This window comes from Mesorhizobium sp. M1334 (genome assembly GCF_040317995.1).
GTDB lineage: Bacteria > Pseudomonadota > Alphaproteobacteria > Rhizobiales > Rhizobiaceae > Mesorhizobium.
Genome location: NZ_JAMYLM010000002.1, coordinates 349,400 through 373,821 on the forward strand (window position 1 = coordinate 349,400; position 24,422 = coordinate 373,821).

23 protein-coding genes and 1 pseudogene are annotated in these 24,422 nt (G+C 61.9%); 12 read left to right on the top strand and 12 right to left on the bottom strand.

Translation table 11 applies throughout. The features are described from left to right. Positions 1-542 precede the first annotated feature (542 nt). From NKH17_RS05105 to phnE (NKH17_RS05125), 5 genes and pseudogenes are all read left to right on the top strand, one after another. A pseudogene (locus tag NKH17_RS05105) lies at positions 543-1,252 on the top strand (DUF1868 domain-containing protein). Positions 1,253-1,397: 145 nt separating this feature from the next. After that, complete coding sequence (phnC, locus tag NKH17_RS05110) at positions 1,398-2,246, top strand: phosphonate ABC transporter ATP-binding protein (protein ID WP_352476350.1); 849 nt, start codon at positions 1,398-1,400, stop codon at positions 2,244-2,246. An 88-nt stretch (positions 2,247-2,334) separates the two neighbouring features. Beyond that, positions 2,335-3,243, top strand: coding sequence for a phosphonate ABC transporter substrate-binding protein (phnD, locus tag NKH17_RS05115; RefSeq protein ID WP_352476349.1), 909 nt, complete (start codon positions 2,335-2,337; stop codon positions 3,241-3,243). A gap of 53 nt (positions 3,244-3,296) precedes the next feature. Beyond that, positions 3,297-4,253 (top strand): phosphonate ABC transporter, permease protein PhnE, encoded by a 957-nt coding sequence (gene phnE / locus NKH17_RS05120; RefSeq protein WP_254816749.1) that lies wholly within the window; start codon positions 3,297-3,299, stop codon positions 4,251-4,253. 67 nt (positions 4,254-4,320) lie between these two features. Beyond that, the gene (gene phnE, locus NKH17_RS05125; RefSeq protein WP_352476348.1) at positions 4,321-5,688 is read left to right on the top strand and encodes a phosphonate ABC transporter, permease protein PhnE; all 1,368 of its coding nucleotides are present in this window, start codon (positions 4,321-4,323) and stop codon (positions 5,686-5,688) included. Positions 5,689-5,715: 27 nt separating this feature from the next. Here phnE (NKH17_RS05125) and NKH17_RS05130 read toward each other — a convergent pair whose 3' ends face one another. The 3 genes from NKH17_RS05130 to NKH17_RS05140 all read right to left on the bottom strand — a co-directional run bounded on the left by NKH17_RS05130 (position 5,716) and on the right by NKH17_RS05140 (position 9,145). Continuing rightward, the gene (locus NKH17_RS05130; protein WP_352476347.1) at positions 5,716-6,567 is read right to left on the bottom strand and encodes a sugar phosphate isomerase/epimerase family protein; all 852 of its coding nucleotides are present in this window, start codon (positions 6,565-6,567) and stop codon (positions 5,716-5,718) included. Positions 6,568-6,745: 178 nt separating this feature from the next. Further along, entirely contained in the window at positions 6,746-7,951 is a 1,206-nt protein-coding gene (locus tag NKH17_RS05135; RefSeq protein WP_352476346.1) for a Gfo/Idh/MocA family protein, read from the bottom strand. A gap of 138 nt (positions 7,952-8,089) precedes the next feature. Beyond that, a complete protein-coding gene (locus NKH17_RS05140) occupies positions 8,090-9,145 on the bottom strand; it encodes a sugar phosphate isomerase/epimerase family protein (protein WP_352476345.1) in 1,056 nt (351 codons plus the stop codon). A 392-nt stretch (positions 9,146-9,537) separates the two neighbouring features. On the opposite strand from NKH17_RS05140, the gene NKH17_RS05145 reads away from it, so the two are divergent. From NKH17_RS05145 to NKH17_RS05165, 5 genes are read left to right on the top strand one after another with little or no spacing between them, the layout of a single operon-like run. Next, positions 9,538-10,425: a sugar phosphate isomerase/epimerase family protein gene (locus tag NKH17_RS05145; protein ID WP_023675190.1), complete on the top strand. Its 888-nt coding sequence runs from the start codon at positions 9,538-9,540 to the stop codon at positions 10,423-10,425. Between the two features lie 55 nt (positions 10,426-10,480). Next, a complete protein-coding gene (locus NKH17_RS05150) occupies positions 10,481-11,650 on the top strand; it encodes a mandelate racemase/muconate lactonizing enzyme family protein (protein WP_254816744.1) in 1,170 nt (389 codons plus the stop codon). Between the two features lies 1 nt (position 11,651). Further along, positions 11,652-12,368: a FadR/GntR family transcriptional regulator gene (locus NKH17_RS05155; protein WP_254816743.1), complete on the top strand. Its 717-nt coding sequence runs from the start codon at positions 11,652-11,654 to the stop codon at positions 12,366-12,368. Between the two features lies 1 nt (position 12,369). Next, complete coding sequence (locus NKH17_RS05160; RefSeq protein WP_352476344.1) at positions 12,370-13,350, top strand: hydroxyacid dehydrogenase; 981 nt, start codon at positions 12,370-12,372, stop codon at positions 13,348-13,350. Between the two features lie 40 nt (positions 13,351-13,390). Beyond that, positions 13,391-13,774, top strand: coding sequence for a hypothetical protein (locus tag NKH17_RS05165; protein ID WP_352476343.1), 384 nt, complete (start codon positions 13,391-13,393; stop codon positions 13,772-13,774). A gap of 14 nt (positions 13,775-13,788) precedes the next feature. On the opposite strand, the gene NKH17_RS05170 is transcribed toward NKH17_RS05165, so the two are convergent. Then, on the bottom strand, positions 13,789-15,084 hold the full coding sequence (locus NKH17_RS05170; protein ID WP_352897558.1) for an amidase: 1,296 nt from the start codon (positions 15,082-15,084) through the stop codon (positions 13,789-13,791). A 119-nt stretch (positions 15,085-15,203) separates the two neighbouring features. On the opposite strand from NKH17_RS05170, the gene NKH17_RS05175 reads away from it, so the two are divergent. Further along, positions 15,204-15,551, top strand: coding sequence for a GFA family protein (locus tag NKH17_RS05175; RefSeq protein WP_352476341.1), 348 nt, complete (start codon positions 15,204-15,206; stop codon positions 15,549-15,551). Here NKH17_RS05175 and NKH17_RS05180 read toward each other — a convergent pair. Beyond that, on the bottom strand, positions 15,548-16,771 hold the full coding sequence (locus NKH17_RS05180; protein WP_352476340.1) for an MFS transporter: 1,224 nt from the start codon (positions 16,769-16,771) through the stop codon (positions 15,548-15,550). The two genes, NKH17_RS05175 and NKH17_RS05180, sit on opposite strands and share 4 nt — an antisense overlap. A gap of 90 nt (positions 16,772-16,861) precedes the next feature. Between NKH17_RS05180 and NKH17_RS05185 the strand changes: the two genes are divergently transcribed. Beyond that, positions 16,862-17,833 carry an AraC family transcriptional regulator gene (locus tag NKH17_RS05185; protein WP_352476339.1) on the top strand — a complete coding sequence of 324 codons (972 nt, stop codon included), beginning with the start codon at positions 16,862-16,864 and terminating at the stop codon, positions 17,831-17,833. Positions 17,834-17,854: 21 nt separating this feature from the next. Here the strand turns inward: NKH17_RS05185 and NKH17_RS05190 are convergent, their stop codons facing one another. From NKH17_RS05190 to NKH17_RS05220, 7 genes are all read right to left on the bottom strand, one after another. Further along, on the bottom strand, positions 17,855-18,136 hold the full coding sequence (locus tag NKH17_RS05190) for a hypothetical protein (RefSeq protein WP_352476338.1): 282 nt from the start codon (positions 18,134-18,136) through the stop codon (positions 17,855-17,857). 249 nt (positions 18,137-18,385) lie between these two features. After that, the gene (locus tag NKH17_RS05195; RefSeq protein ID WP_023675181.1) at positions 18,386-19,489 is read right to left on the bottom strand and encodes an ABC transporter ATP-binding protein; all 1,104 of its coding nucleotides are present in this window, start codon (positions 19,487-19,489) and stop codon (positions 18,386-18,388) included. Continuing rightward, positions 19,489-20,592, bottom strand: a complete 1,104-nt coding sequence (locus tag NKH17_RS05200) for an ABC transporter ATP-binding protein (protein ID WP_352802238.1) — start codon at positions 20,590-20,592, stop codon at positions 19,489-19,491. The genes NKH17_RS05195 and NKH17_RS05200 overlap by 1 nt, the downstream gene beginning before the upstream one ends. Continuing rightward, complete coding sequence (locus NKH17_RS05205; RefSeq protein WP_254816734.1) at positions 20,589-20,810, bottom strand: hypothetical protein; 222 nt, start codon at positions 20,808-20,810, stop codon at positions 20,589-20,591. Before NKH17_RS05205 ends, NKH17_RS05200 begins: the two co-directional genes overlap by 4 nt. Next, a complete protein-coding gene (locus NKH17_RS05210; RefSeq protein WP_023722316.1) occupies positions 20,807-21,766 on the bottom strand; it encodes a carbohydrate ABC transporter permease in 960 nt (319 codons plus the stop codon). Before NKH17_RS05210 ends, NKH17_RS05205 begins: the two co-directional genes overlap by 4 nt. Position 21,767: 1 nt before the next feature. Beyond that, positions 21,768-22,673, bottom strand: a complete 906-nt coding sequence (locus NKH17_RS05215; RefSeq protein ID WP_254816733.1) for a carbohydrate ABC transporter permease — start codon at positions 22,671-22,673, stop codon at positions 21,768-21,770. Positions 22,674-22,765: 92 nt separating this feature from the next. Then, positions 22,766-24,082: an ABC transporter substrate-binding protein gene (locus tag NKH17_RS05220; protein ID WP_352476334.1), complete on the bottom strand. Its 1,317-nt coding sequence runs from the start codon at positions 24,080-24,082 to the stop codon at positions 22,766-22,768. Positions 24,083-24,422 lie beyond the last annotated feature (340 nt).

The following is a 24,422-nucleotide window of genomic DNA, read 5'->3' on the forward strand; positions in this document are numbered from 1 at the left end:
AAGTCAGCCGCTCAGGCAAATGTCCAAAATAATAGAAAGAAATCCTAACGTGATAAGAATAGCACCACCAGTCTGATTTAACCTTATAAGTTCTATAATTTTTTTGTCATAACCAATATCTACAAGCGATTTGGTTTTTTCCTCAATCTTATTTGCAAAATTTATCGTAACTAGCGCAATTAAAAAAATGAGAATCATTATAATAATGGCCGCGTCGCGCCCATTTCCATAATTGTACAAGTATCCCGGTATTGGATGGTTCAAGCTACCAACCCGATATACGGACATCAAAACCAGGGCCACTGTGAAACTTATCGCAGCGACTACCCCTGCAGCATACAGCCGCAACCACTGGCGCCAACGTAGCAATTAGGAAGCCTCTCTTTGATACGAGTTTGAATCTTTATTTCAATCTTGATGATGTGCAAACCCCGGCAGAATCGCTTGGCGAGTCCTGCCTTTGATATTCTACTTCTTGGCACGGTTTTGATGTCCCTGACACATCGTCGGGGCAGAACGCGGCCTTTCCTCTGGAGATCGCAATGCCTGTTTCAGTCAAACCTTCGCTCGCCGGATACTTTGCCGGCTCGAACCTGACCCCTCCGCTGCATCTCGGCAGGCGCTACGACACCTCTGGCAATTTCCTGACCGAGCCCGGCAACACGGTCGTCTGCCATCTCGTCGACGGCTCGCCGTCCGAGGCAGTGGTGGTCGAAGTGCGTGAGCGGATGCGCGCCATGCCCCATACCGACCGGCTGGCCTTCACGCCGGTCTCCAGCCTGCACATGACGCTGTTCCAGGGCATCATCGAATATCGGCGCCGGCTTCCCTGTTGGCCTGAGGATGCGCCCCTCGACACCAGCATCGACGACATGACCCGCCTCTATCAGGAACGCCTGAACGGCTTCGAAGGCCGCGGCGCCTTCAAGATCAGGGTTGTCGATGTCGTGCCGACGGGCTTGACCGTTGCCGGCGCAACCGATGAGGACGTGCGTATCCTGCGCGCATGGCGCGATGCCTTGTCGGCGCCCTTCGGATATCGGCATCCCGACCACGACAGCTACACGTTCCACATAACCTTCGCCTATCAGATCCGCCGTCTCGACGATGAAAGGATAACGCAATGGCAACAACTATTCGATGATTGCCTCTCGCTGCCGTCCGTCAGACTCCAGTGATCGAGCTGCTGCCTCCGGCATTTTGCAGCTTCAAGGACATGAAGCATTTCGAGGAGCTTCTTGTCCTGGGCTGATCCAAAGGCGCGCGGATGAATTCCCCGGGCGAGGCGTACCTGTGGGCAGTAACAAAACTGACATCGTTCCGACACCGCAGGTTCATGCGGCTGCGCTAGCGAGGGTTAACAGACCTTCAATTGCGATTGGACTGGAGCCTGCACCATGTCAGCTACGCTCGAAATCCGCGGCGTCACCCGCCGGTTCGGCAAGAACACCGCCGTCAGCAATGTCGACATCGCGATCCCGCACGGTCAGATGGTCGGCATCATCGGCCGTTCCGGCGCCGGCAAATCGACGCTTCTGCGCATGATCAACCGCCTCATCGATCCCAGCCAGGGATCCATCCTGTTCGACGGCGTCGAAGTCTCCGGGTTGCGCGGCTCGCCGCTCCGGCGATGGCAGCGCGACTGCGCCATGATCTTCCAGCAGTTCAATCTGGTGCCGCGCCTGGACGTGCTGACCAATGTGCTGCTCGGCCGGCTCAACCACCGCTCGACGCTGTCCAACCTGTTCGGCATGTTCTCGCGCAGTGAATGCGCCGAGGCTGTTGCGGCCCTTGAGCGTCTCGACATCGCCCGCACCGTACTGCAGCCCGCCGGCACGCTTTCCGGCGGCCAGCAGCAGCGCGTTGCGATTGCGCGTGCCATGATGCAGCAGCCGAAGGTGCTGTTGGCCGACGAGCCGATCGCCTCGCTCGATCCGCTCAACGCCAAGGTGGTGATGGATTCGCTGCAGGACATCAATTTGCGCGAAGGCATCACCGTCATCACAAATCTGCATACGCTTGATACGGCCCGCAACTATTGCAGCCGTATCATCGGCATGGCCGCCGGCAAGGTTGTCTTCGACGGCCCGCCCGAAGACCTCAACCGCGAGGCCGTGCGCATGGTCTACGGCGCCGACAGCAATGGCGGCGAAATCTCCGAGGCCATCACCTCGACCAGCGTCGCCATCAAACAGAAAATCGCTGCATCCGCCGGACCGCTCGAGCCCGTATTCCCTGGCTACTGAGAACGGCCTGATCGCCCGCCCGCGTCAAAGGCACTCGTCAAAAGTTCGAACGCTCCGGCGCGAAGCCGGAACCAACAGGAGAGAGATAATGTTCAGGAAGATGGTTTTTGGCGCGGTTTCATTGCTCGCCATCGCAACAAGTGCCGCTCACGCCCAGGATATCAAGGAATTCCGCATCGGCATCCTTGGTGGTGAAAATGAAGCGGACCGGCTGCGCAACTTTCAGTGCCTCGCCGATCACCTGAAGTCCGAATTCGGCTTCGAGAAGGTCTCGCTGTTCCCGGCCGCCGACTATGACGGCGTAATCCAGGGCCTGCTCGGCGGCACCCTCGATTTCGCCGAGCTTGGCGCGTCAGGCTATGCCAGCGTCTACCTCAAGGATCCGAACGCCGTGACCCCGATCCTCACCACCCAGCAGACCGACGGCGCGACCGGCTATTATTCGATCGGCCTGGCGCTGAAGTCGTCCGGCATCACCGACATCAAGTCGGCAAAGGGCAAGAAGCTCGGCTATGCCGACCCGGATTCGACCTCCGGCTATCTGATCCCGCTGACCCAGATTCCGAAGGACACCGGCGCCTCGAACGAAACCTTCTTCGCCTCGACCCAGTTCAATGGCGGCCACGAGAACAACCTCCTCGCCGTTCGCGACGGCAAGGTCGATGTTGCGGTTGACGACTCCTCGGGCATTGGCGACTTCAAGAATGGCTACACCTCCGGCACCTTCCACAAGGAAGTCGCCAAGGGCGCCGTCGACCCCAACGATTTCGTCGAAGTCTGGCGCTCCGGCCTGATCCCGAACGGCCCGCTGGTCGTGCGCACCGCGCTCGGTGGCGATATGAGCGCCAAGCTCGCCAACTTCTTCACCAGCCTGCCGGCCAAGGACAAGCCCTGCTTCGAGGCCATCGAAGGCGGCGATTTCACTGGCTACGTTCCTGTGAAGCCGGACTTCTACAGCGTCATCGTCGAAGCCCGCAAAGCCGCGATCGGCGGCTGAATGCAGTTGCAAAGGGCGGCCTTATCAGCGCCGCCCTTTTTGCATGCCCGATCATGACCATCTCAGCCACGATCCGTTCAGACGCGACCCGGCGGACAGCCGACTCCTGGCGACGGCAGACGTCCTTGCGCCGGTTCTACACGGCGCTCGGCATCGGTTTGCTGCTTATCGCCATGTGCACAGCCATGTGGTTTGCCGACGAGGCCAATGCCGGACATTTCTTCGATCGGCTGCCGCACATACTGGATTTCCTTAGCTGGCTTGTTCCCAAAGACTGGAACGACGTCTGGCGGGCGCTGTTCGACATCGCATCGCCGCACGACAAGGGCAGCCAGGAGTTCAACTTCCCGCTTGGCCGCGTTTATCTCTGGGGCGGTTTTTACCTACCCGAATATTTCGAGCTGATGCTCACCACGCTCAACGTGGCGCTGGTTTCCACTTTCATCGGCTTCGTCTTTGCGGTGCCGTTCTCGTTCATCGCCGCGCGCAATTTGACACCCAGTCCGGTGCTCAGGCTCGTCGTCAAGCGCTTCATGGAACTGCTTCGCGCCTTCCCCGAGATCGTCATTGCCGGCCTGTTCGCAGCCATCCTCTCGACTGGCCCGGTCGCGGCCATCATCGCCATCGGCCTGCATTCGATCGGCGCCCTCGGTAAGCTCTTTTACGAGATCAACGAAAACATCGACATGCGCGCCGAAGAAGGCCTGCGCGCGGTCGGCGCCAACTGGTTCGAGCGCGTGCGCTTCGCCGGCCTGCCGCAGGTGCTGCCCAATTTCATGTCCTATGCGCTGCTCAGGATCGAGATCAATGTCCGTATCTCGACCATCATCGGCGCGGTCGGCGGAGGCGGCATCGGCGAGGAGCTGAAGCTCTCCATCTCACGCGGCTTTGGCGCCAAGACGCTGGCACTGGTGCTGCTGTTGTTCACCACCATCTTCCTCGTCGACCAGTTCTCCGCCTGGCTTCGTCGCAAGCTCGTCGGCGAGCAGGCCTTCATGATGGGCGCCTGACCATGATCCCAAAAAGTGGATTCCGGTTTTTGGAAAAGATCTTGGCAAATCAACAAGAAGACTGCCCATGACCGCGATGACCGCCGATGAGATGCAGGCGATAGAGGAGCGCTTTCCCCAAGTGTTCCGACGGCCCTTGTACAAACGCTTCGGCCCGCTGGTGCTGTTCGCCGGCATCCTGCTCTACCTCGTCTATGCCTTGTGGTTCTTCAGCCTGCCGCAAGTGCTGAGGCAATCGCACTGGGAGCGCCTGCCGCTCTTCCTGACGCAATGGATCAGCTACGATCTGCAGCCGGAATTCCGTCTCGATCAGCCTCAGATCACCCCCAAATACCCGCGTTTTTCTGCACTTGGCGAAGACCCGCATCCCGATTGGGTCATCACCAATGCCAACGGCTCCTACACCGTTCTGATCGACGGCCGAGCCAAATCCGTCACCTTCGACAAGGCCGAGGCAACGCTTGTCGCCAATGGCCAGGCGGTGCCGGTGTCGTTGACCAGCGGCAAGCCGGTGATAACCGGCCCGGTGCCGGACTGGATCACCGCGCATGACGATGAAATCGTCGCCCGGATGGGCTTTGCCGGCGAGGTTCGCATAACCGTCGATCGCGTCAAGGTCCGCAAGCGCTTCCTCGGCTGGGCGAATTTCGTCTTCGACACACGCTCGCCCTTCTTCGGCAAGTCGCCCGGCGAGGTGGTCTCGTTGCTGATGTCCGGACCCCAGCTCAAGCCGGGCACATCGAACATTGCGCTGGCCGCGGACAATATCTGGAACAACGCCCAATGGCAGCATGGCGACGTCTGGACGAAGCTGTTCCAGACCATCGTCATGGCGTTTCTCGGCACCTTGCTCGGCGGCATCGTCGCCTTCCCGCTCGCCTTTTTCGCCGCCCGCAACATCACCCCGAGCGGCCTCCTCAGCCAGGTGCTCAAGCGGTTCTTCGATTTCATGCGTTCGGTCGACATGCTGATCTGGGCGCTGTTCTTCACCCGCGCCTTCGGCCCGGGCCCGCTGGCCGGCAGCGCCGCGATTTTCTTCACCGAGATCGGCACGCTCGGCAAAGTCTATTCGGAAGGCCTCGAGAACATCGACGACAAGCCCCGCGAGGGCATCCAGTCGACCGGCGCCAACGGCTTGCTGGTGCAGCGCTATGGCGTGCTGCCGGAAGTGATCCCGGTCTTCATCAGCCAGACGCTCTACCAGTGGGAATCCAACACCAGGGGCGCGACGATCATCGGCGCCGTCGGTGCTGGTGGCATCGGCCTGAAGCTTTGGGAAGCGATGCGCACCAACTCCAACTGGGCCAATGTCTTCTACATGGTGCTCTTGGTCCTGCTCGTCGTTTTCATCTTCGACAACATTTCCAATTTCCTGCGCCGCCGGCTGAGCAGGACGATCCACGACTACAACAGGATCCAGGCTGAGCAGGGGTGACGGGTGCGGCATCGGGCTGGCCGATCATTATGCAGCTTTCCTCCACCCGTTCTTAATGTGCCTGTAGCCGTCGCGGTAGACAGCTTCCGGGCCTTCGGAAAAGTCGCGCCACACCTTGGTGGCCGCGGCCAAGTCCTTCAGCGAACGCCCGAACGCCTCGATCGTCAGCCAATCGTCGTAGCCGCTCTTGCGGATGGCGGAGAAAGTCTCCTTCCAGGGAATATGGCCACGGCCCGGCACCCCGCGATCGTTCTCCGAAATGTGGATATGGACGATGTTGTTGCGGTTGCGCGTATAGGCGCCAATCGGGTCGGCTTCTTCGATGTTGGCATGGAAGGTGTCGTACATCGCCTTGATGTGCGGCCGGTCGATCGCGTCGATATGCTCCGACAAATCGTCCATCGTGTTGAACAGATAGCATTCGAAGCGGTTGAGCGCCTCCAGCCCGATGGTGACGCTCTTGTTGCCGGCATAGTCGCCAATGGCGCGTTGCGAAGCGATCGAACGTTTTTTCTCGGCCGCTGTCGGCCCGCTGCCGGAGAAGGCCCCGAGTGTCGAATGGAGCGGGCCGCTCAACGTGTTCGCGCCAAGCGCCTGAGCGCAGTCGATCGCCGATTTCATGTAGTCGATACCGGCCTTGCGCGTCGAGGCATCCGGCGAGATCAGGTTCATCGCCGGATCGCCCATCGCCGAGACGGCGGTGCGTTGCAGCCCGATACGGTCGAGCAGTTCGCCGAGTTTCCTGTAGTTGTCCGGCGTGCCGGAGAAGACCGGTATTTCGACGCCGTCGAAGCCGGTCGCCTTGATGTCCCTCAGCAACGGCTCGTGTTTTTTCGAGACACTGGTCGTCCACAACAACATGCACATGCCGATTTTCATCGACGCCCCCTCCCTTCATTCGCTCGATCGCCGGAGGAGTGGTGAGATTCAGGTCAGGCCGAGCCGAAAATGGTGGGTTCCGAGAACCGGAGCGGAGCGTGCTTTTGGTACATGAGCACCGGAAGCGCAGGAAACTGCCATTTGCAGGCCGGTCTCACCTGACTATCACCACCACCCTTCAGAGCTTCGTCCACGCCCCATTCTTCTTCGACGACTTCACGCAGGCCTCGATGAAGGCCATGCCCTCGACCCCGTCCTGCACGGTCGGGAAGACGACATCCTTGGCCGGCTTCCCGCCCTTCCGGCGCGCTGCACGAATAGCCCGCGCGGCTTCCTGATAGATGTTGGCGAAACCTTCGAGATAGCCTTCCGGATGCCCTGGCGGAACGCGGCTGACGCGCCCGGCGACGGGGAGCGCGCCGGCGCCATTACGGGTGATCAACTGCTTCGGCTGGCCGAACGGCGTGTACCAGAGATAGTTCGGGTCGGCCTGCACCCATTCGAGGCCGCCCTTCGAGCCGTAGATGCGCAATTTCAACCCGTTCTCGTGGCCGGGCGCCACCTGGCTTGCCCAGATCATTCCCTTGGCCGGGTGCGACCCGCCGACCGGCTTGAAGCGCAGCAGCACATTGATGTTGTCGTCGAGCAGCCTCCCCGGCACGAAGGCATCGAGATCGGCCGACAACGAATCGAGCTCCAGCCCGGAGACGAAACGGGCAAGGTTGTAGGCATGCGTGCCGATATCGCCCAGTGCACCGCCGGCACCCGCCTGCTTCGGGTCAGAGCGCCACGCAGCCTGCTTCTGGCCGGTGGCGGCCAGGTCTTCGGTCAGCCAGTCCTGCGGATATTCCGACTGCACGATGCGGATATCGCCGAGCTGTCCCTTGGCGACCATCTCGCGTGCCTGCCGCACCATCGGATAGGCGGTGTAGTTATGCGTCAGCACGAACACCTTGCCGGTCTTTTCGACCAGCGCCGCCAGCCTCTTTGCCTCGGCTAGCGTCGTCGCCAGTGGCTTGTCGCAGATGACGTGGATGCCGGCCTCGAGAAAAGCTTTGGCGGCCGGCACGTGCACATTGTTCGGCGTGACGATGGCCACCACTTCGATGCCATCCGGCCGCTTGGCCTCCGCCTTGGCCATCTCGGCATAGGAGCCGTAGCTGCGTGCCGGATCGAGCCCAAGCTCGGCCGCCGAGGCCTTGGCGCGCTCCGGATTCGACGAGAGGGCGCCGGCAACCAGCACGAACTCGTTGTCCATGCGTGCCGCGATGCGGTGCACCGCGCCGATAAAGGCGCCTTGTCCGCCGCCAACCATGCCGTAGCGGATCGGACCGCCTCCCGTTTCCGTCTTCGATGCGCCAACCACGATTTTCTCCCTCGTCATTGAAATACCCCTCCCCTTGAGGGGAAGGTGGCCCGCAGGGCCGGGTGGGGTCGGTTCATGCCGAGCCCTACGCCCAGCGACCCCACCCCGATCCGCTGCGCGGATCGACCCTCCCCTCGAGGGGGAGGGATATCTGTGCTAGATCCCCATCATGCCGCGCAGCACCTTTGTATCGGTCTTGCCGCCGGCGAAGTCGTCGAATGCTTTTTCCGTCACCCTGATGATGTGGTGCTGGATGAAGGGAGCGCCTTCGGCCGCACCATCCTCCGGGTGCTTGAGGCAGCATTCCCATTCCAGCACCGCCCATGAATCGTAATTGTATTGGGTGAGCTTGGAGAAGATGCCGCCGAAATCCACCTGCCCGTCACCGAGCGAGCGGAAACGCCCGGCACGGTTGGTCCAGCTCTGGTAACCGGAATAGACGCCTTGCCGCCCGGTCGGATTGAATTCGGCATCCTTGACGTGGAACGCCTTGATCCGCTCGTGGTAGATGTCGATAAAGTCGAGATAATCGAGCTGCTGCAGCAGGAAGTGCGACGGGTCATAGTTGATGTTGCAGCGCTTGTGGCCGCCGACCGAATCGAGGAACATCTCGAATGTCGCGCCGTCGAACACGTCCTCGCCCGGATGAATTTCGTAGCCGACATCGACGCCGTTGTCGTCATAAACGTCGAGGATCGGCGTCCAGCGTTTGCCGAGTTCGGCAAATGCCTCCTCGATCAATCCCGCCGGCCGCTGCGGCCAGGGGTAGAGGTAGGGGAAGGCCAACGCTCCGCAAAACGACACCGACGCCTTGAGCCCGAGATTCTTCGACGCCTTGGCGGCGAACTTCATCTGTTCGACCGCCCATTGTTGCCTGGCTTTTGGATTGTTGTGCACCGCAGCCGGCGCGAAGCCGTCGAACTGCGCGTCATAGGCGGGATGCACCGCCACCAATTGCCCCTGCAGATGCGTCGACAGTTCGGTGATCTCGACGCCGGCATCGGCGCAGATGCCCTTCACCTCGTCGCAATAGGCCTTGGAGGAGGCTGCCTTCTCGAGATCGAACAATCGGGCGTCCCATGTCGGGATCTGCACGCCCTTGTAGCCCAGACCGGCCGCCCATTTGGTGATCGAGGCCAGCGAATTGAACGGCGCGGCGTCGCCCGCAAACTGCGCCAGGAACAGACCAGGCCCCTTCATCGTCGTCGGCATCGGCATCTCCCTATGTTTTACGACCAAGCATAGCGCCGATTGAAAACAGGGCCAGCGTCTTTGGTCTCTTTGCACAGCGCGCTCAGCGCCACTATTCTGGTATTACCAAATGCCGAAATCTGGTCAAGCCATTTGACGCGCTGCCGCAGTCCTGCAACCATGCCGAGTTAAGCCACATGTTTAAGTATAATCAATAGCATAGACAGGAGCCAACGCTTGATGGCAGCACTTCTTGCCGTCCAGATGAAATTACTGTAGACCTCCCATCAAGCCCAATTGGTCGAACCAGTTTGCAAAAAAATGCTGGGACGGCTTGGGGAGGAATCATGCGGCGGCTTCGGCAGAGTGCGCCGCAGGCAAACTGGTACAGGCGATTCTGGGAAGGATAGACCATGCATCTTTCGACGCACAATTGGATGCGGGCGGAGCCGCTGGAAACGACGCTCAAGCGCATCAAGAAATTCGGCTATGAGTCGATCGAGATTTCCGGCGAACCCGAACAGTACAAGCCCAAGGAGACGCGCGCACTGTTGAACGAGTACGGCATTCGCTGCTGGGGAGCGGTGACGCTGATGCTGGGCGAGCGCAATCTCGCCGCCAAGGACCAGGGCCAACGCGAGCGGTCGGTGCAGTACGTCAAGGACGTGCTGACCATGGTCAGCGAGCTCGACGGCGAGATTATCACGCTGGTTCCCGCCACCGTCGGCAAGGTCGTGCCGGACGGCACCGAGGAAGAGGAATGGAAATGGGTGGTCGACGCCACCCGGGAATGCTTCACCCACGCCAAGAAAGTCGGCGTCAAGATCGCGGTTGAGCCGCTCAACCGCTTCGAGACTTATCTGTTCAACCGCGGCGCCCAGGCACTGGCGCTGGCCGATGCGGTCAGCCCCGAATGCGGCGTCTGCCTCGACGCCTACCACATCCACATGGAAGAATTTAACGTCTACGACGCGATCCGGCAGGTCGGCAAGCGCCTGTACGATTTCCATGTCGCCGACAACAACCGCTTCGCCGCCGGCCTCGGGCAGATCGACTGGCCGAAGATCGTCGGCACGCTGAAGGAGATCGGCTATGACGGCGCGCTGACCAATGAATTCGTCGCCCCCGTCGACCGCACGCCGGCTGCTCCCTATCCCGACATGGTCGAACGCAACCCCGTCGACATCTCGCCGGAGCAGTTGAAGTTCATTCAGGACCACGGCTCCAGCGTGCTCACGGAGAAATTCTACACCGACCAGATGCGCATCAACGCGGAAACGCTGCTGCCGCTGATCAAGTAGCCGAGCCGTTTGGAAAGAGCCCTTCCGCCTCACCGCGGCCGGGCCGAGGATGAACATGCGCATCAAAACGGTCCAAGCCTGGTGGGTCCGCATACCGATCGAAGTCGCGAAGCAGCACCGCAGCGACTTCGGTCAGGTGGCGACGTTCGACGCCGCCATCCTGCGCATCGAAACCGACGACGGGCTGGTCGGCTGGGGCGAAGGCAAGAATGCCGCCGGCAGCGCCGGCAGTTACGGCGCTCTCGTCCATTTGCTGAACTACGAGGTCGGCCCGCAGCTGGTCGGCCGCGACCCGGCCGACATCGGCGTCATCTGGGAGATGCTCTATAATGGCACGCGCCACGACAGTGCCGCTCGCGCCGGCCATGCCATGCCGCAACTGGCACGACGGGGCATGAGCATCGCCGCCATCAGCGCCGTCGACATCGCTTTGTGGGACATTCTCGGCAAATCGCTCGGCGTTCCGGTCTGGCGGCTGCTCGGCGGCCGCAAGCTGGACCGCATGCCGGCCTATGCTTCCGGCGGCTGGGCCACCGCGGAAGCCATCGGCGACCAGCTGCAGTCCTACATCGCCAAGGGCGGCTTCAAGGCGCTGAAGATGCGCGTCGGCGCGATGGACGGCGCCCCACATATCTCGGCCGCTCGCGTCCGCGCCGCAAGACAGGCGCTCGGTCCCGATATCGACCTGATGGTCGACGCGCACGGCACTTACACGGTGGCCGAAGCCAAGCGCTTCATCCATCTCGCCGGCGACCTCGATCTCGCCTGGTTCGAGGAGCCGGTGATCGCCGACGACAAGCCCGGCATGGCCGAGGTGCGCGCCTGCGGTTCGATCCCGATCGCCACCGGCGAAAGCGAGGCGACACGCTATGCCTTCCGCGACCTCGCCGTGCTCAAATCCGCCGATATCTTCCAGCCGGATCCGGCCTTTTGCGGTGGCATCAGCGAGGCGATGAAGATCGGCACCATCGCCAGCGCCTTCAATCTGCGCTTTGCGCCGCATCTTTGGGCCGGCGCGCCCTGCTTCTTTGCCGGGCTGCATGTCTGCGCCGCTTCGCCGGCGAGCTTCACCGTCGAATATTCGCTCGGCGCCAACCCGATGATCCACGATCTGATCGAAGAGACTGTCGAAGCAAAGGACGGTATGGTAGCGATCCCTGATAGACCCGGGCTGGGATTCACCATTTCGGAGCGGTTCCTGGAGGCGCACGCGCAACACGGCTGACATGAAAGAAAAGAACCTTCTCGCGGAACTTGCCGCCTATCTGTTCTCCCATTCCGACAAGGAGACGGGCCGCACGCCGTCGGAGCGCGAACTGGCAGAGCATTTCAGCGTCAGCCGCGGACAGATCCGCGAGGCGCTGGCCATTCTCGAGGCGATGCGCATCGTCGAGCGACGGGCGAAATCCGGCATCTACATCGATACGAAGCAGGCGAGCGTCGAGGCGATGGCGCTGTTCGCCCGCGCGGGCCTGCCGCTCGATCCCGTCCAGATCTACGAGACGGTCGAGTTGCGCAAGATCCACGAGATCAAGGCCGCCGAACTGGCCTGTTCACGCGCCACCGAGGAGAATTTCGAGCGGCTGCGCGAGATCCTGAAGGCGTCCGAGGATCGCATCGCCGCCGGTGAAGGCCTTGCCCGGGAAGACCGCGAGTTCCACCTCGAGATCGTGCGGGCGACCAAGAACAGCGTCTTCCACAATATCTGCAGCGTCTACTACATGATGGGTGAGCTGCGCCTGCCGATCTATTTCAACGATCCCGAACGCAGCGTGCGCTCCCATGCCGAGCATATCCAGATCTACGAGGCGCTGCTGCGCCGCGACGGCAATCTCGCCCAGGCGCTGATGAGCGCCCATCTGCAAGGCGCCGAAAGCTACTGGAAGGGGCTGATCGAGGGGCGTGGGGCGGAACCGCAAAGCCCAGCGCTCGAAAAGGCCTGAAATGCCCAAGATCCTGTCGACACACAGACTGCACCCCCGTGCCTCTTCCATGCTGACAGGGACCGGCGAACTCGTCGTTGCTTCCGCCCTCGATGCGCATACGCTTGCCGCCGAGGCAAGGGACGCCGATGTCATCATCGTTCGCGCTCCCTTGCCTGCGTCGCTTTTCGAAGGAGCGAGGAGGCTCAGGGCCGCGATCCGCCACGGCGCCGGGCTGGACATGGTACCTATGGAAGCGGCCAATGCGGCCGGCGTGCTGGTGGCGAACGTACCGGGGGTGAACGCGCGATCCGTCGCCGAATACGTGATGTTCGCGGCGCTGGCGCTGCTTAGGCGCTTTCGTGTGTTGGACCGCGACCTGCGTGCGAAGGGCTGGCTGGCCGGCCGCGAACACACGGTGGTGGCCAGCGAGCTAGCGGGCAAGACGATCGGCATTGTCGGCCTCGGCGCGATCGGCCAGGCGGTTGGCCACATCGCGGCACATGGGTTCGATCTGAATGTGGTGGCGACGACGCGCAGCATGCGGCCGGCGCCGGACAGGGTCGGCTTCCTGTCGATCGATGCGCTGATCGAACAGAGCGACATCATCGTTCTGTGCTGCCCGCTGACGCCCGAAACACGGGGGCTGATCAGCCGCGAGCGCATTGACCGGATGAAGCCGGATGCGCTGCTGATCAATGTTTCGCGCGGGCCGGTGATCGACGACGACGCGCTGATCGAGGCCTTGCAGAAGGGCCGCATCGGCGGCGCCGCACTCGATGTTTTTGCAACACAACCGCTGCCGCCCAACCATCCTTATTTCGGGTTCGACAACGTCATCGTCACCCCGCACATGGCTGGGATCACCGAGCAGTCGATGATGCGCATGGGCGTCGGCGCGGCTGGCGAAGCCTTGCTGGTGCTGGCCAACAGATTACCGGTCAATCTGCGCAACCCGGAAGTGGTCGAGCACTACCGGCGGCGGTTCCCTGTCGATCTCTGAGCGCCTCAATTTTCCCGAACTCGCCGGCGATGGTGCCGGCATGGTAAACGTCACAAAATTCCTGCTGACCGCTGGCTTCTGCGTGGCGACGGCGCAAGTCTTCGCCAACGGACAGGGCAGCTACGTGTTCTGCGACAACGGCTTGCGCTGCGTGGCGGCACCCTGTCCATCGAACAGCGCACTCGACCTCGCTACTGGTAAGCTCATCAAAGGCGTTTCAATCGACATTGATCGCCTGCCGCAGCAAGACAAAGCCCTCAATCTTTCGGACAAGCTCTATGCCGGCGAGGTCGTTGTTGTCGGATCGATCGAGAACCGCACCCGGACCTTCAACGGCAAGCGGTACACCCTGCCTTGGCTGGTTGCCACCGGCATCGAACGCGCCGCCAAGGACAGCGAACGCGGCCACTGCTCGTCGCGCTGACACGCGCTGTCGGATCAATTTGCAAGCAGCGCCTCCACGCCGGCTGCGATGCGCAGCAGGTGGTGGTCATGACCATTGCGCGCCACCAGCATCAGCCCGGCCGGGCGCGCCTTTCCCGGCATGGGCAGCGAGATTGCTGACAGATCGAACTGGTTGGCGACCTGCGTGTTGCGCAGCAGAAGACCCTCGATCCTGTTGCAGAGGGCCTCGTCGCCGGTCATCGAGACTATCGTCGGCGCCGTCACCGGCGTGGTCGGCAGGGCCAGTACGTCTACCCCTGCCAGCCGCTCATCCATTGCGGCGGCAAGTGCTGCGCGACGGCGCATTGCCCTGATATAGACCGGGGCCGGAATGGCGGCGGCGCGCGACAATGGTCCGCTTACCCGCGGGTCGACCGGCGTCGCCGCTCCCGTCGCCAGCCAGTCGGCATGGATCTCCGCCCCTTCCATCGCCGCGATTGAGGCGCGCTTGGTTGCCGCGCGCAACTCGGCAAGCAGGTCGTCGATCGACAGTTCCGCAAGCCGTGCGCCGCTAAGCTCCATCTTGCGAAGACACCAGTCGAATGTCGTCGCGACCTCTTCCTGCGTATCATCGAACAGCACGCCGCGCGCAATACCGATGCGCAGGCCGTCCAGCGGAAGCGGCAACAGTGCTGCCAGGTTTTCGCCCGACATCACTGCATCGGCCGCCGCACATTCGGCGACGGTGCGGGCCAGCGGACCGATCGAGTCCAGCGTGGCCGACAGCGGAAACGCACCCGCGAGCGGCACGCGCCGCGCGGTCGGCTTGAAACCGACGACGCCATTCAGCGATGCCGGAATGCGCACCGAACCACCCGTATCGGAACCGATAGAGATTTGGCTGGTGCCTTCGCCGACCGAAACGGCGGCGCCTGAGGACGAGCCGCCCGGAATACGGGTGGCATCGCTTGCATTGCCGGGGGTGCCGTAATGCGGATTGACGCCGATCGCGGTGAAGGCGAACTCGGTCATGTTGGTCTTGCCGAGGATGACTGCACCGGCCTGACGCAGCCGTCGCACGACAATGGCATCCCGCAGCGCCGGCGCTGCGGTGGCGAGCAGCAGGGAGCCCGCCGTGGTCGGCTCGCCAGCGACATCGAACAGATCCTTGATCGAGACGATCGCCCCATCGAGCGGCCCGAGCGTGACGCCGGCTTTTCGCCGCGCATCGGCGGCGTCGGCCGCCGCCCGTGCGGCTTCCGGGTAGAGCTTCACGAAAACGCTTTCATCGTCGACGCGAGCGGCAAGACGCGAAAGAATTGCTTCGAGGCGATCACGGGCTGATTGCATTTTCGGTGTCGGACTCCGCACGCTTGCGACGTCTTAAGGTAGCAGCCGGAAACTGGCCGCAGGAGACATAGCCCGGCACGGTCGGATTTGCACCTGTCGAACCGAAGGAGGAAGGCCCGATGTTCTACCAAGGCAGCTGCCACTGCGGCAAGGTCGCGTTCGAGGTCGAAGGCGAGCTGACCGGAGCCGTACGGTGCAATTGCTCGATCTGCTCGCGCAAGGGTGCACTGCTATGGGCAGTGCCGCATGAGAGTATGCGGGTGCTTGCCTGGGGCGATGATCTCGGCCGCTACAGCTTCGGCAACCATGTCATCGCGCACCGCTTCTGCCGCAGCTGCGGCATTCACCCCTTCGCCGAGGATGTCGGCGAAGGGAGCGGGCGAAGTGCCTATATCAATATTCATTGTATCGAGGCGTTGGACGTCGCCGCCGTGCCGGTCTTCGACTTCGACGGCCGTTCCGTCTAGGCCTTGGGATCGTCGATCGGCTTGGGGCCAAGGAAGAACGCCGCCAGTGCCGCAAGCAATGTCGCCGCCGCGCAATAGGCGAAGGCGCTGGCAACGCCGGCATTGTCGACCAGCAGGCCGCCGAAGACGGCGCCCAACGCGATGGCGACCTGGAACGTCATAACCATGAGCCCGCCGGCGCTTTCGGCCTGATCGGGGGCGGCCCGCACCAGCCAGGTCTGCAGCCCGACTGGGACGGCGCCGAACGCAAAGCCCCAGCTAGCCACTGCTATTGCAGCCACCACGGGTGAGCCTCCGACGACCAGCAGCAAGAGCGCCGAAAACGCGATCAGCAGAGGCGCCAGGCTGACGGCTGCCTTGAGGCTGCGTTCGGCAATGAAGCCGCCGGCAAAATTGCCGAAAAAGCCACCAATGCCGTAGGCGAGCAGCACAAGCGAGATCGTCTCGATGTCCAGCGCGGGCACCTTCTCGAGAAACGGGCGGACATAGGTGAAGCCGGCAAAGTGTCCCGAGGCGACCAGCAGCACCACCAGCAGCGCTACTCTGATCATCGGCCGCTTCATCACCTCCAGCAGCGTGCGAAAACCTGCCGTACCTGCCGGCGGCAGTCGCGGGATGGTAGCCACCTGCACCAGAAGCGCCAGCGCGCCGACCACGGCGGCGATCATGAACGCCGTCCGCCATCCCCAGATGTCGCCGACATAGGCGCCGACCGGAGCAGCACAGACCGTCGCCACCGAAACGCCGGTGAGGATGATCGACATGGCGCGCGGCATCAACCGCATCGGAACGAGCCGCATCGCCATGGCCGCCGACATCGACCAGAAGCCGCCGAGACTGATCCCGAGCATGATGCGGGCGATCAGAAGAACGGGAAGCGACGACGCAAACGCGGCCACCAGGTTTGACAGCACAAGCAGCACCGTCAGCGCCCACATGACCAGCCTGCGGTCCAGCCGCTTGGTGACAATAGCCATGGTCGGCGCCGCAATCGCGCCAATGACGGCCGTTGCCGTTACCGCCTGCCCGGCGGCGCCTTCGGTGATGCCGAGATCCTGCGCAAGCGGCGTCAACAGGCTGGCCGGCAGAAATTCTGCGGTCACCAGGCCGAAGACTCCGAGCGCCAGGGAGACCACCGCCCCCCATGCGGGCTCGGATCGTTCGCCAGTTTCCGATGGATCGAGAACGGCGTCCATGACGCCTGTCGCGGGTTCGGTCATGAGGGATCTCCGGTCTGTTGCAGCGCAGCATTTGACTGCGATGCAACATAAGGAGTGACCAGCTGGAGTTTCCATGCTAGAAACACCATCATGTTTGACCGTTCGTCCAAAATCCCCGTAACCGGCGATCCGCTGACGGACATACTGCGTGGATTGCGCCTCGAAGGCGTCGATTACGGCCGTTGCGAGATGAAGGAGCCTTGGGGCATCCATTTTCCGGCTCAGGCGGCGGCACGGTTTCATTTCATCGGCCGCAAAGGCTGCTGGTTGCTGCAGCCGTCCGGCGAATGGGTCGAGCTCAAGGCGGGCGACGCTGCCTTGTTGCCGCGCGGCTCAGCTCACACGCTGGCGAGCGAGCCGGGTGTCGAGGCGGCGCCGATCCACGGCTATGAGGTCGAGGAAATCTGCAAGAATGTCTATTGCATGTCGAATGACGGCGTGCCCGGCTGCCGTCCGGGGACCTTGCTGTTTTTCGGCAGCATGTATTTTAATCTCGATGGCTTGCACCCCTTGCTCGGCATGATGCCGGACGTGATGCGCGCACATGAGTTGGAAGCCTATGAACCAGGTATCCCACATTTGCTGGAAGCGATGGCCCGCGAGGTGACGATGGAGCGCGTCGGCTCCGGCGGCATCCTGGCGCGGCTGGCCGATGTGCTTGCCGCGACCGTCATCCGCTCATGGGTCGAGCGCGGCTGCGGCGACTCTTCCGGATGGATCGCGGCGGTCAGGGATCGCGAGATCGGCCGGGTGCTGGCCGCGATCCACCTGGAACCGAACCGTGACTGGACGGTGGAGGCTCTGGCGAAGATGATGGGTGCCTCGCGATCGGGTTTCGCCGATCGCTTCGCCACCATTGTCGGCGAAACACCGGCAAAGTACGTCACGCAGGTGCGGATGCACCAGGCGCGGCAATGGCTGGTCCGCGACCGGCTCAAGATTTCCGTCGTGGCGGCGCGCCTCGGCTACGAATCCGACGCCTCCTTCAGCCGCGCCTTCAAACGGGTCATCGGATCGCCGCCCAGCCATTTCCGGGCCGAGGAACAGGCGGAGATCCGCTAGGCCGGCTAAACGTTGGCCGGCTTATTGCTCGGTGATACAGGCCGAGCCGGCACTGCTCTTGCAATATTTGCCGGAGGCCCCGCACCTGCCATCCGAGACTTCGACGACGGTGCCGCTCAACAACAGTTTGCAGTCGCTGGTGGACAGATTGACCGTGCCGTTGAGGCCCTTGATCTTCTTGGCGTCGACCTTCGCACCGGCGACGACTTTCTTGGCTGCCTGCGCCTCGCCCAGATGCGCCGCCAACAATCCCATACCGGCGACAACCAGGATCGTCGCAAATGTGCGGAACAGATTTCCCATAGCCAACCCTCCATTTCGGGTCTCCAAATTGCGCTTGCAAAGCCCGTTTGGGACCAAAGGATCAGCCTATTCGACAAATCGGCGCATCCGCATCCCCCGCACGGGGGAGATGACGGGAAGACTCGAGCATTTCGCACCAAATGGAATCACGCAGCGTCGCACAAATGCGGCTAAAACACATAGATGGAGCAGGAAACACGGTTCGCGTTGAACGCATCCCGCCCCAAGCTGCAGTAAAGAGGCTTGTACTTAGCCGGCGTGACGCAGGCTTATTCCGCTGCCCTTGTCGAACAGCACCACCTTGTCCGGGTTCCAGGCAAAGCGCACCGGCTGCTCTATCTGGACGTCGGTCCTGGCCGGCACGGTGGCGCGCAGCATGGCGTCGCCGACCCGCAGCGTCAGGATCTTCTCGACGCCATGGTTCTCGACATCGTGGACCCGCGCCTCGACCGGCGCGCCGGTCTCGAGATAGACGTCCTCGGGACGAATACCGAAGACGAGCGGGCGACCGTCGGTCGCCGCGCCCGTCTTGGCACCCCCCGAAGTCTTGGCACCCCCCGCAAACGGCAATTCGAAATTGAGCGGCGCCATCACCGCGCGTCCGTTGACGAGCTTGCCGTCGATGAGGTTCATCGGCGGCGAGCCGACGAAGCTTGCCACGTAGGTGTCGCGCGGATTGTTGTAGATCTCGTACGGCGTGCCGGTCTGGACGATGCGGCCATGGTTGAGCACGCCGACCTTGTCACCCATCGACATCGCCTCGATCTGATCGTGCGTCACGAACAGGAAGGTGGCGCCAAGCTGCATCTGCAGGTTCTTCAATTCGGTGCGCAGCGCCTCGCGCAATTTGGCGTCGAGCGCCGACAACGGCTCGTCCATCAGGAATACCCGCGGCTTGCGCACGATGGCGCGGCCGATCGAGACGCGCTGCATCTCGCCGCCTGAAAGCCTGTCGGTCTTGCGGTCGAGCAGATGCTCGATGCGCAGCGTCCTGGCCGCGCGGTCGACACGATCCTTGATCTCGGCATCGGGCAGCCGGCGGATCTTCGGCTTCAGCGGAAATTCGAGGTTCTGGCGCACCGTATAGCGCGGATAGAGCGAATATTGCTGCAGCACCAGCGCCACGTCGCGCTCGGCCGCGCCCCAGTCGGCGACATCGACGCCATCGATGAAGACCTGGCCTTCGCTCGGTTTTTCCAGGCCGGCAATCATGCGCAGCGTCGTCGTCTTGCCGGCGCCGGTCTCGCCAAGCAGGACGAAGAACTCGCCATCGGCGATGTCGAGATCGAGCCCGGTCAAGGCGGTGTGGTTACCGAACTTCTTTGAGATGTTCTTGAGCTGGATGTGGGCCATCAGAGTCTCACTCCCAGCGATTTGCCGCTCGCCGTGTCGAAGAAATGCGCCTGGCTGGGATCGATTCTGACGAAGACCCTTTCGCCGGGGCCGCTGATGAAGCCGCTCTTGGTGCGCGCACGCAGCATCTTGGAGCCGACCTTGAGGTCGACGATGTCGAAGGACCCGAGCGGCTCGACGATCTGCGTCTCCACCGGCAGGAACCCCTCGGCGGCTTCGCGGCGGACGAGGACGCCTTCCGGCCGGATGCCGAGCGCGAGTTGGCTGCCGGCATGGCCATTGAGCTTCGACAGCAAGGCGCGCGGGAATTCGAAGCCAGCGGCCGCATCGCCGACCGTGACCGAGGCCGATGAGGGTTTCTCGGTCACCGAAGCGTCGGCGACGTTCATCACCGGGCTGCCGACAAATTGCGCGACGAAAAGATTCGCCGGATGCGAATAGACCTCGTCCGGCGAGCCGACCTGCTGCAGCACACCTTCATGCATGATGACGATGCGGTCGGCGAGGCTCATCGCCTCGATCTGGTCGTGGGTGACGTAGATGCTGGTCGAACCCTGCTTGATGTGCAGCCGCTTGATCTCGGCCCGCATCTCCTCGCGCAGCTTGGCATCGAGCGCCCCGATCGGCTCGTCCATCAGCATCGCCTTCGGCCGCCGCACCAAGGCCCGGCCGATCGCCACGCGCTGCATGTCGCCGCCGGACAGCGCCGACGGTTTCTTGGCGAGGAGATCGCCGATCTGCAGCGTCTTGGCGACCGAGCGCACCTCGCTGTCGATCTCGGCCTTGCTCTTGCGCGTCGCCCTCAGTGGAAAGGCGATGTTCTCGTAAACGCTCATATGCGGATAGAGCGAAAACGATTGGAAGACCATGGCGATGTCGCGGTCGGCGGCCTTGAGGTGCTGGACCGGCTTGCCGTCGATGAGGATGTCGCCGCCGTCGATCGTCTCCAGTCCGGCAACGGCCCTGAGTGTCGTCGTCTTGCCGCAGCCCGACTGGCCGAGCAGCACGATGAACTCGTTATCGTCGATCTTCAGGTTGAGGTCCTTGATGACCTGGACGGCGCCGAAATATTTCTGGACGCCGCGAAGCTCGATCTGGGTCAATGCTGTGCCCCCGGATTTGTCCCTTGCCCGGTGCCGGCCTTCTCCTCCGGCGCGATCTTGGAGGTGATGTTGAAGCCAATCAGGCCGATCAGGATGATGGTCACGCCATAGCTGTGCAGCAGCATGTGCCATGGCTGGCAGAGCGCTATGATGCCGAGCACCATCAGCACCTGGCTGCCCGGTTCGAGATATTTCTGGTTGATGTCGCGAAAGCTCATTTGCGGATCGCTCCGAAGGACATGCCGCGCAGCAGGTGGTTGCGGAGCAGGAAGGTGAAGATCGCGACCGGCAGCAGGAACAGGAAGGTTCCGGCGGCGATCACCGTCCAGTCCGGCAGGCCGGCGCCGACCTGGCTGGGAATGAAGGGCGGTGCCGTCTGGGCGCGGCGGCTGGTCATGATCAGGGCGAAGGCATACTCGTTCCACGCCGTGATGAAGCAGAACACGGCGGTGGCGGCGATGCCGGTGGCGGCCTCGGGCAGCACGATCTTGAAGAAGGCCTCCATGCGCGTGTAGCCGTCGACGAGCGCCGCCTCTTCATACTCCTTCGGGATTTCGTCCATGAAGCCCTTCATCAGCCAGACCGAGAAGGACAGGTTGAAGGCGGTGTAGAGAATGATCAGGCCGACATGGGAATCGTTGAGCCCTACCGCCCGGTACATCAGGAACATTGGGATGGCGACGACCACCGGCGGCAGCATGCGCGTCGACAGGATGAAGAAGAGCAGATCCGCCTCTCCCTTCACCTTGAAGCGCGAGAAGCCATAGGCGGTGAAGGTGCCCATGCCGACGGCCAGGACGGTCGAGGTTATGGCGACGATCAGCGAATTCATGAAACGGCTCGGATAGCCCGACCACTGAACCTGGCCCTTGCCGTCGCGCACGATCTTTTCGCCGCCATTGAAGACGACGCGCTCCCACCACGGCGCAGCCGCATACTCCTCCGGCGACGGCGGGCTGCGCAGCTGCGAACGCTTGGTGAACAACTTGACGAAGGGCGATATCTCCGGCTGGAAAACCACCGTCGGTGGAATGGTGGTGGCGAGGTTGCGCGGCTTGAACGCCGTCGAGGCGATCCAGTAGATCGGCGCCAGGAAGATGATCGTCACCAGCAGGACAGCGACGATGGCGACCCGGTTGAAGGTGATTTCGGAAGAAGTGCGGACTGCGGCCATCTCAGCGCTCCTTCACCTTGTTGAGGTATTTGACATAGATGTTGGTGATCGCCAGCACCATGATCAGCACGATGTAGGCGAGCGCGCAGGAACGCCCGGTCTGCCATTCCTGGAACGCCATCTTGTAGAGCCGGATCGAGATCAGCTCGGCCGTCGGCTGGCTGGTCAGGATGTAGGCGAGGTCGAAGGTCTTGAACGCCTCCATGGTGCGGAAGATGACCGCGATCATCAGGATCGGCGCAACCAACGGCAGCGTTATGCGGAAGAAGGTGTAGAACGGCCCGGCCCTGTCAATCGCGGCTGCCTCGTAGAGATGCTTGGGCACGGCCGACAGGCCGGCCAGCGACAACAGCATGACGAAGGGCGACCACATCCAGATGTCGGTCAGCGCGACCGCGTAGAGCGCCATTTTCGGATTCGACAGCCATTCGAAGGTACCGAGGCCCAGCGCATAATTGATGATGCCGAAGGACGGATCGTAGAGCAGCTTCCAGAACAGGCCAACGACGGCCATCGACAGCATCATCGGCAACAACAGGAGCGTCGTCAGCAGGCCCTTGAGCGGAATGTCGCGGTTGAGCAGCATGGCCACGCCGAAGCCGACGAGCAGCTGGCCGGCGACCGAGATGATGACGTATTTCGCGGTGATGGCGAAGTTGGACCAGACATAGGGATCGCTGAGCAGGTCGCGATAGTTTTGCAGCCCGACGAAATTCGCCGCCGCGCTGGTCGAGGCCCGGAAATCGGTGAACGAATAGCCCAGCGAATAGATCAGCGGGAAGATGTTGAAGACGATCAGAAACAGGATCGTCGGGATGATGAAGAGATTGCGGATCGAAATGTCGCTTAGACCGCGAGCGGCGGCCCGCGAGGACCTGTCCAGCGTGGTGATCATTGTGGTCGCCAAGACCCTGCTCCCAGTTCAGAAATCAGAAAGATTTCAAAAATCAGAAAAAGAAACGGAGGAGGCACGAGCGCCTCCTCCGTGAAACTCCATGCTTATTGGCCGCGGCCGTATTTCTTGAAGGTCGCGTTCCAGTCGGCTGCCAGTGCGTCCAGCGTCTCCTTGGCGGTGCCTTGGCCGCCGATCATGTAAGGATAGATGCGCTGATTGAGCTGCTGCAGCAGTTCGGCATATTCCGGAACCGCCCAGAAGTCCTTTACCTTGAACATGGTCTCGTAGAACGCCTTGTTGTAGGGCGTGGCGTTCTGGAATTCGGGCGACTTGAGCACGGCGGCACTGCAGGTGTAGCCGCCGAGCGCTGCCCACTTCTTCTGGGTCTCGTCCTTGATGAACCATTCCAGGAACTTCGTCGCCTCTTCCTGCTTCTGCGAGTAGGAAACGATGGAGATGCCCTGACCGCCGAGTGCGGCGAACTGGTCCCCGTTCGGGCCGGGAGGATTGGCGAAGAAACCGGTGTTCTTGGCATTCGGGTTCGACGCCTCGTTGATCAGCGAGGGGAAGAACGCGAAGTAGTTCATGCTCATCGCCGCCAGGTTTTCAGTGATCGCCTGGTTGTCCTCGACGAAGAACGACTTGGCCCAGCCCGGGGGCGTGAACTTGTAGAGTTCCTTGTAGGCGTCGAGCGCCGCGATCGCCTTGTCGGAGTTGATGAAGCCATCGACCTTGTAGGTCTTATAGTCACCCAACTCGCCGCCAAAGGAGAACAGCGCGTTTTCGAAGCCCATCGCCATCGCGTCGTAGGAATTGTCGGTGTAGATGGCTATGCCGTATTTCTTCTGGTCCGGACGGTGGAAGAATTCGGCGATGTCGCGCAAAGCCTTCCAGTCCTTCGGCACGTCGAGATCGTAGCCATACTTGGCCTTGAAGGCTTCCTTTTCCTTGGGGTCTTCGAACCAGTCCTTGCGATAGGACCAGCCGACGGCGTCGCCTTCGAGCGGAATGGCCCAGTATTTGCTGCTGCCGCCCGGATATTCGGCATAGTATTTCACCGTGGCCGGTGCCATCACTTCACCGACCTTGTGCTTGTTGAAGAAGTCGGTCAGGTCGACATAGTGGCCACCGGTCGAGCCGGCACCGAGCCATTGCGAGTCGCCGACGACCATATCGTAGGCGTCGCCATGGGCGTTGAACTCGGTGAAGGCCTTGGTCTGGAAGTCGGGCCACGGTGTGGTTTCCACCGTGATCTTGACGCCGGTTTCCTTCTCGTACTCGTTGCCGAGTTCCTGCAGGTAATTGGCCGGATCCCATTCCGCCCAGAAGATTGTAAGTTCCTTTTCCTGCGCGTAGACGGACGTTCCGCAGGCGAGCACTAGGCCGATACCAGCAAGCAAGCTGGTCATTGTCTTGCGCATAATGATTTCCTCCCTTGTGCGCATTCTACCTTGTCATGCGGGCCGGCGGCGAGGCCGGCCCTGGTAGTCCTCCCGTGACGGCACCGTTCCGGTTTTTGAGCCTCCTCGTTCGACCGAAACGGATATTAGCCTTCACCCTTTTGATCCGCTTTATTTGTCCTGATCTGGTATTACCAATTCCAGAGGAACGTCAAGCCCTTTCTTGGACGGCGACAGACACGCAGACAAGTTGGTTTCTGCGATATCTGCCTGTTTTCCCTGAATTTTCCTACTCTTTGATACATAAATGCCTTGCTTGGACCGCTGCATCGGTAGTAGCATGAATAGTCAGGTTGAAAAT

What these genes read in the sequence shown, in the direction of transcription:
- phnC (WP_352476350.1), top strand. Translation starts at nt 1,398, where the DNA reads ATGTCAGCTACGCTCGAAATCCGCGGCGTCACCCGCCGGTTCGGCAAG.
- phnD (WP_352476349.1), top strand. Translation starts at nt 2,335, where the DNA reads ATGTTCAGGAAGATGGTTTTTGGCGCGGTTTCATTGCTCGCCATCGCA.
- phnE (WP_254816749.1), top strand. Translation starts at nt 3,297, where the DNA reads ATGACCATCTCAGCCACGATCCGTTCAGACGCGACCCGGCGGACAGCC.
- phnE (WP_352476348.1), top strand. Translation starts at nt 4,321, where the DNA reads ATGACCGCGATGACCGCCGATGAGATGCAGGCGATAGAGGAGCGCTTT.
- NKH17_RS05130 (WP_352476347.1), bottom strand. Translation starts at nt 6,567, where the DNA reads ATGAAAATCGGCATGTGCATGTTGTTGTGGACGACCAGTGTCTCGAAA.
- NKH17_RS05135 (WP_352476346.1), bottom strand. Translation starts at nt 7,951, where the DNA reads ATGACGAGGGAGAAAATCGTGGTTGGCGCATCGAAGACGGAAACGGGA.
- NKH17_RS05140 (WP_352476345.1), bottom strand. Translation starts at nt 9,145, where the DNA reads ATGCCGACGACGATGAAGGGGCCTGGTCTGTTCCTGGCGCAGTTTGCG.
- NKH17_RS05145 (WP_023675190.1), top strand. Translation starts at nt 9,538, where the DNA reads ATGCATCTTTCGACGCACAATTGGATGCGGGCGGAGCCGCTGGAAACG.
- NKH17_RS05150 (WP_254816744.1), top strand. Translation starts at nt 10,481, where the DNA reads ATGCGCATCAAAACGGTCCAAGCCTGGTGGGTCCGCATACCGATCGAA.
- NKH17_RS05155 (WP_254816743.1), top strand. Translation starts at nt 11,652, where the DNA reads ATGAAAGAAAAGAACCTTCTCGCGGAACTTGCCGCCTATCTGTTCTCC.
- NKH17_RS05160 (WP_352476344.1), top strand. Translation starts at nt 12,370, where the DNA reads ATGCCCAAGATCCTGTCGACACACAGACTGCACCCCCGTGCCTCTTCC.
- NKH17_RS05165 (WP_352476343.1), top strand. Translation starts at nt 13,391, where the DNA reads ATGGTAAACGTCACAAAATTCCTGCTGACCGCTGGCTTCTGCGTGGCG.
- NKH17_RS05170 (WP_352897558.1), bottom strand. Translation starts at nt 15,084, where the DNA reads ATGCAATCAGCCCGTGATCGCCTCGAAGCAATTCTTTCGCGTCTTGCC.
- NKH17_RS05175 (WP_352476341.1), top strand. Translation starts at nt 15,204, where the DNA reads ATGTTCTACCAAGGCAGCTGCCACTGCGGCAAGGTCGCGTTCGAGGTC.
- NKH17_RS05180 (WP_352476340.1), bottom strand. Translation starts at nt 16,771, where the DNA reads ATGACCGAACCCGCGACAGGCGTCATGGACGCCGTTCTCGATCCATCG.
- NKH17_RS05185 (WP_352476339.1), top strand. Translation starts at nt 16,862, where the DNA reads ATGTTTGACCGTTCGTCCAAAATCCCCGTAACCGGCGATCCGCTGACG.
- NKH17_RS05190 (WP_352476338.1), bottom strand. Translation starts at nt 18,136, where the DNA reads ATGGGAAATCTGTTCCGCACATTTGCGACGATCCTGGTTGTCGCCGGT.
- NKH17_RS05195 (WP_023675181.1), bottom strand. Translation starts at nt 19,489, where the DNA reads ATGGCCCACATCCAGCTCAAGAACATCTCAAAGAAGTTCGGTAACCAC.
- NKH17_RS05205 (WP_254816734.1), bottom strand. Translation starts at nt 20,810, where the DNA reads ATGAGCTTTCGCGACATCAACCAGAAATATCTCGAACCGGGCAGCCAG.
- NKH17_RS05210 (WP_023722316.1), bottom strand. Translation starts at nt 21,766, where the DNA reads ATGGCCGCAGTCCGCACTTCTTCCGAAATCACCTTCAACCGGGTCGCC.
- NKH17_RS05220 (WP_352476334.1), bottom strand. Translation starts at nt 24,082, where the DNA reads ATGCGCAAGACAATGACCAGCTTGCTTGCTGGTATCGGCCTAGTGCTC.